The 6,396-nt window shown below is 52.2% G+C and carries 4 protein-coding genes; all 4 read left to right on the top strand.

The window, feature by feature from the left end; genetic code table 11:
- A partial coding sequence (locus RMSM_RS09500; RefSeq protein WP_144057521.1) for an ArdC-like ssDNA-binding domain-containing protein occupies window positions 1–364 on the top strand: 364 nt, incomplete at its 5' end.
- Between the two features lie 203 nt (window positions 365–567).
- On the top strand, window positions 568–1,773 hold the full coding sequence (locus RMSM_RS09495) for a suppressor of fused domain protein (protein ID WP_144057520.1): 1,206 nt from the start codon (window positions 568–570) through the stop codon (window positions 1,771–1,773).
- Between the two features lie 871 nt (window positions 1,774–2,644).
- On the top strand, window positions 2,645–4,033 hold the full coding sequence (locus RMSM_RS09490; RefSeq protein ID WP_144057519.1) for a hypothetical protein: 1,389 nt from the start codon (window positions 2,645–2,647) through the stop codon (window positions 4,031–4,033).
- A gap of 48 nt (window positions 4,034–4,081) precedes the next feature.
- Entirely contained in the window at window positions 4,082–5,827 is a 1,746-nt protein-coding gene (locus RMSM_RS09485) for a FecR domain-containing protein (RefSeq protein WP_081614099.1), read from the top strand.
- Window positions 5,828–6,396 lie beyond the last annotated feature (569 nt).

The raw sequence follows: 6,396 nt of genomic DNA, 5'->3' as shown, positions 1-6,396 counted from the left end.
GCTGCTGCTCGGCATGCGTGCCTGGGAATGCGGATACGCATCCGATTACTGGATGACGTTCAAGCAAGCCAAGTCTGCGGGCGGCAACGTTCGCAAAGGCGAGAAAGGATCGCTTGTTACTTTCTGGAAGCTCTACGATACCAAAGACAAACACACCAGTGATGATATCACCGTACCCGTGCTGCGGCATTACACGGCGTTCAATCTCGAACAGATTGACGGGATCACGATTCCCGATGCGACCGTAGGTGACGTGACCGTTGAGCCTTTCGCGCCTGTTGAGCAAGCGGAAGCTATTTTGAACGGCTACGCCGGACGCCCCAAAATTGAACATGGCGGTGAGTGTGCTTACTATCGCGCATGATGCGGAGCGGATGTGGCTAGTTTGAGCGAAGGTGAGTCCCTTGAAAATATTTTGCGTCTCCTCCAGGCCTTGAGACATTCGTCATAACGAAGACGAATGTGATAAACTCACTCGAGAAGTTTTTGCGACTGGCGACAAAACTTGTGAGCAGGTTTGCCGAAAGCTTCGTGATCTTGGAAGTGGGACTGCGAGAGGAGGGATCGATGGACGACACGACAATGAATATTAAACCGCAACTAGAGAAAGCAATCCTCAATGGCGACCTAGAAAGTGTTCGCAAGATCTTTGAGCCGCAGGACCTTAGATGCAATAATTACGAAGGTGATAGCAGCCTTCTGCATTTGGCTGCGACGTATAGCACGCTAGAAATTGTCATGTTTTTGGTCGAGAACGGAGCTGAACTCAATCGTCGAGGCGGAACATATGAAGCCCCTGCTGTTACCTATGCTGCGGAAAGCGGATTTACGGATGTTACTCGTTACTTGGTCGAATCCGGTTCGGAACTTGATATCTCGCATGCTTTGCGAAACCCTCTGTTGCGTGCAGCGGTCGAGGGACACACCGAAGTTGTTTCTTATCTCGTGGAAGAAACCGACATCGATCCGCATGTGTCCTACCGCATTCCTTCGGGCGAATTGATCAATGCGCTGACAAAGGCTGAACAAAATGGCCACGGGGATATTGTACAACTACTAAGAGTTCACGGATGTCGACGGCCAATCGAAGGTGTGGACAAGCCAGTTTGGGAGCCACCCGCGCACAGGATGGTCAACCGAACGTCTGAGTTTGATCGGCACCACCAGATTATTGAATACATGACCGTTCGGTTCGGACCAGTCGATGAGATGGGGCAACAAGAAATCCTTCCGCCGCTTGAGGGAATGTCGATTTCGATCAATACGATTAGTCCTAACGCCGAACATCTCTATCGAGTTTTGTTCACCAGCGGGATGAGCGATCGCCCAATGACGACTCCTCCGAGACAGGAGGCATGGCAGTACGCAGAACTGGTGCTGCACCTGCCTGCCGATTGGCCCACTTCTAGGAGCGATGAAGCAAATCTGCAGACTCGGTGGCCGTTCAATTGGATGCGGCGAATGGCCTACTATCCTCACCTAAACAACACATGGCTCGGCTTGCCGGCAGCCATTGTGCCGAGTGCGAATCCGCCTGAGCCGCTTGGGCCAAACACAGATCAAACTTGTCTTCTGCTTTTCCCAGACTTCGCTAACCTTGGCCAACCCTTGCAACGCGAGGATGGCAAGTTGGTTCATTTTTTTACGGTCGTGCCGCTGTACACTGAAGAACGCGACTACGAAATCAAACATGGGATGGAAGCGTTCTTCAAGCGTTTCATTGAAGCCAAAGTCCCGATGACAGTAGATGTAAATCGGCCGAGCTTTGTTTAGGAGACGGCCCAAAGAGACAGAGCATAATGTGCTGCGGAGCGGACGTTGCTAGTTTGAGCGAAGGCGAGTTCTGGGGAAATATGCGGTGGCCCTTTGTGGCGAATTGGATGGGACATCTTCCATATCGCGAGGTTTTCTTGCGATCTCCCCAGTACCCGAGACACGCCACGTCCCTCCTCTCCAATAGATCGACAATACGGATGACAGGCGGTGGTACGAGACCTACGCCAAATGGCGCCACCGATGCATCCTGTTTCTAGATCACCTAGTGGAATAAGTCGCTCAAGCTCCCTAAGCGATTCCAAACCTGACAAGCCACCTGCTGCCGACCAGGACAGACGCAACGCATCGTCGAAAACGGTGCCAATGCCAACTCCAAACCGCAATTCAATAGCGACTTTGCGAATATTTGCTCCTCCAATCGACGAACCGTCTGCTCGGTCAAGGAAAACGGATCCTAACGGTTGTTGAAGATATTTCGATTTTCCGGTCCGATTAAATCGATTTTTCCGATTTCCAAAGACGCCCACTCCCCTTCCACCAGGCCCCCGTCGATACACCCTGAAAGAGGTGCCCGGCATTCTTGTTGAGGCCATTTGTCCGATACACCAACCATGGGATGGAACTGAACATGAGTCGTCGAGAAAACGCCACTCCCCATCGAAGTGCATGGCTCTTCCTAAGGATTTCAATCGGATGTATCTGCTTGGCCTTATTTCAACTGCCCATCGCTAATCTGCTTGCGAACGACGGCGAGCAATTTTCCAGTTTCGCGAGTGAAGAATCTACAATAGCACCAGAGCACGCAGGCTCTGCGGTCAAGTTTACGAAACCTTCTCGCATTCCTTCGAGCGATGCGATTGACCTCGAGATGCAATTTCACCTTGCCATCGTTGAATCGCTCGAAGGAAACAATCGAAAAGCAGCTGAAGTGCTGGGTCAGCCCGATACCGAGGACACGGCGGCTCTTTACGCCGCCGCAATGTGGAGTCTCGAGAACGGAGATGTCGAAGCAGGTGTTGCGTTTCTGGAGGAAATCGAATCTCGACCCGATGCACCTAGAGGTACCAGCAAATATCTGGCCGCCGGGTATCTGCATCTTGATCGAGCGGCCGAGTGTGAGATGGCTGTCGATCAGTACCTGAGCGACAACGCAGACGATTCTTATTCACATTATCTGCGCGGACTCGCGATCCTCCGCCAGAATCAACCAGAGCGAGCGGAAGTTGCACTGCGGAACGCGGGTTACGACGACAGCCAAGTGGCACAAATCGAACAGGTCGTGATGCAGGTTCCGGTCGATGTTACGCAGCGCCGCAGTACGATCACCGGAACACAGGCGACGACGCGTCGCCAAGCTAGTAACCGGAGGACCGCCGACAAAAACTACAACGTGACAATCCTATTTGCTGGCGAATATGATAGCAACGTGCCGCTGCAACCGAAGTTTTCAGGCCTAGGATCCAATATCGATTACGATGACTATCGATTTCTGATGGCATCGTTCTTGGATCTGCAGTTGCTGACATCTGACATTGGTAACCTCGGTCTGGTCGGTAGCACCTATAACACGTTTCAGCTTGACCTGAATCGATTCGATGTACAGGATTACATGGGCGGTGCCTACACAAATGGGTTGCTTTTGGAAAACTTGATTGGATCGCTTCGTTACGAATTCCATCACACTCTGGTCGACGAGTCTCGATTTGCAAGCGAGCATAGGCTGACGCCCTCACTCAGCCGGTTGGGCACCAACGGTCACACAACGGTGTTTTACGAGTTCAATCCGGTCGATGCCCGCGCGCCCGCCTTGATCGCTGCTCAACAGCAGTCCGCGGAGACTCATCGCTTCGGAATAACTCAAGCTCTCTACACTTTTGGTGGGAATGGGCGAATCTACGCAGGATACCAGTACGCCGACACGAATTCGGACGGTTCCGACTTTGACCACACATCTAACATGGCAACCGGGCGAATCGAACGGCCGTTTTGCGGTAGCTGGATTGCCGACCTAGATGTCCGCTTTGTATGGGACGACTACGACAACCCCAATAGCCTCGATTTCTTCGGTCGCCCCCGTAATGATGATCGCTTGGAAGTCCGGACGGGATTGCAGAAGAATTTCGTTCGCCCCGTTAGTCTTCGTCTCGACTACACGTACATACACAATGATTCAACGGATACCGAGAACCTGTTCGGTGTCCCTTTCTACGACTACGACCGACACCTATTCAGCACGCAGCTGATTTTCACGCTTTAGCCCAACACGGCTGAACAACCAAGTACTTCTCATTCCAAGGATGGAATCATGGCTTTACGATTCTCGAAAATGATTTCGTTTGCAGTCTTCGCAGTGTTTGCGTGCTTCGCCTCCAATCTCAGTGCGATCGGCGCCGAGGCCGAACAATGGCAAGGCACGGTTACCTTGTGTACCGGACATGCAAAAGTGCAACGCGGCGAGCAATCGCTGCGTGTGATTCGTGGCGGTGGCTTGATATCAGGGGACACGATTAGCACGGGAGAAAATGGCAAGATCGCGATGATTTTCACCGACGGTCCGGTCGTCACCCTTGATGCTTCAACAACTATTGCAATTGAGCAGAGGAGTCAGCATTGGTTTATCGACATCACCCAGGGTGAAGCGAGACTGACACACCATGGCGATACCGAATTAACCGTGGTGAGCGGCGACTTAATGCTTGAAATGGGGCGTGCAATTGTTCAACTTAAGAAACAACCGGATAGAGGACTATTCGAGGTCGTCGACGGGACAGTCGTCGCTCAGTCCCAAGTACAGCAGGCATGGATGGTCACCGGCGGCAACACGTTTGCGGTCGATTCAAGCGGAGCGATGCGACGCGTGGATTCGCTTGGCACTGCTTGGCAACTAAAGCCTTTCGAAATTCGCTTAGCTGCTGCGATCCAGACCGAACCCGAACTACAGCACCCCACTCCAGCTGTGATTGGTCCGGTGGTCAAGAACGAAGGCAATGCCGAGGACTCGACACTGCAGCCCTTTGAGGAGGAAGACGAGCAAATCGTTCAGGCAACACCGACAATCCGTCGCGGCGGGGGCCCGCTGCTGGCAAATGAGTCGAGCAGCAGCTCGGCCAGTTTCTTTGGCGGAAGCAGCTCGCTTAGTCTCGGTGCTCTAGCCGGAGGAACAGGGTCATTCTTTTCAGGAGGAATCTTTTCCGACAACGTAAATTTCTCCAGTGAATTCGCAACGGTCGTAACGAATGATGGTCCTTTCTCAACCGGGGATCCGTTTCCCGGCTATATCAATTTTTTGACGGCAGAGACAAAGGTACCTTTCCTAGGGGTTGCTCTGTCATCTAAAGAGGCGGCAGATGTCTTCGGAACCAACACGAACAAGTACTTCTCGATCGGCACGGGAACGCGGCCGACGCAGGTAGTGATTGATTATGTGGATCAGTTTGCAACAGACACACACGGTACGAGCGATAATCCGAAAACAATAATGATCCCTGGAACGGAGCACTTCTTAATAGAACTGGACCAATTCAATGTTCCAGATCCGGCAGCACCACCCGGCGCTTTAGGATTCAAAGACATCAACACGAATGTGGATGTTACTGGCCCGGATCCGACAACGCAACTTGAGAACGGTATCTTTGGTGTAACGCCGCTAATTGACACTCGCGCCAAACTGAACGGCGCTGCAACGTTTGTCTTCGGTGATTTTCGCGTCATTCGGGACGGAGCAAACGGAATTGCGTTTGCGATCCGACGAAGTGACCAAGATCGACTTATCGATCCGGAAAACACTTTTGATTATGACGCTGTTCAACCTAATACCGATGTTGAGTTTATTAATCAACGAGATCCAGACTTTTCACCAAACGTTGATGCCAAAGTCCCCACATCACTTAATCCTGTTGGCACAAACTTTCGCGATTTGGATTTCATGCGACGTGCTGCACTTACAACGCTCGTCGCAGACCAGTTGCAAGCCTATGCCAAACGCACAGGGCAGACCCGGTTTGTATTTCAGGATCGTATCATCGACATCAGCGGATATCCGGGGCAATAAGCTGTTCAATAAAACGGACAGAAAAATAAATTCGGATCCTTTAGGCAGCTTCAGAGCTGCAATTTACCAACGCGCCACGACGGTGTAGCGAGACGCCTCATACGAGACCGCTTTCATGCGAGTCGAATCGCTGAGGAAGCGTGAGAATACAGGGGAACGAGAAACCAAGGGAACCAAGGGGGACGGAGCATTCTGCGGAGCGGATCTTACTAGTTTGAGCGAAGGCGAGCTCTGGGGAAATATGCGGTGGCCCTTTGTGGCGACCTCTCCGCTTCCGTCGAGCTTGCCGCGGTTGGAGCGATGACTGACAGCTACGTGAACTTTCGCTGGGACTAAAATAAAACGCAAATTCTCTGAAACACGGGGCCGCTGGCGGCATCCTTGCTGTATTGATAGGCGTGATTGCCGCGTTTTTTTTTAATTTCCGACCAGAAACCGTCCTACTCCCGAGAGCTTGCGTGATCGATGCGGAAACCCTTTCCGAGCTGTGGCGACAGCATGCCGATCGCTTGCTAATGATCGCCCGCGCGGTCGGGGAACCGGCCGAAGATGCGGTGCAGGAAGCCTTT

Source organism: Rhodopirellula maiorica SM1 (assembly GCF_000346295.1).
Classification (GTDB): Bacteria; Planctomycetota; Planctomycetia; order Pirellulales; family Pirellulaceae; genus Novipirellula; species Novipirellula maiorica.
Note: the sequence above shows the minus strand (reverse complement) of the source record. Positions and strands in the feature narration are given on the sequence as shown.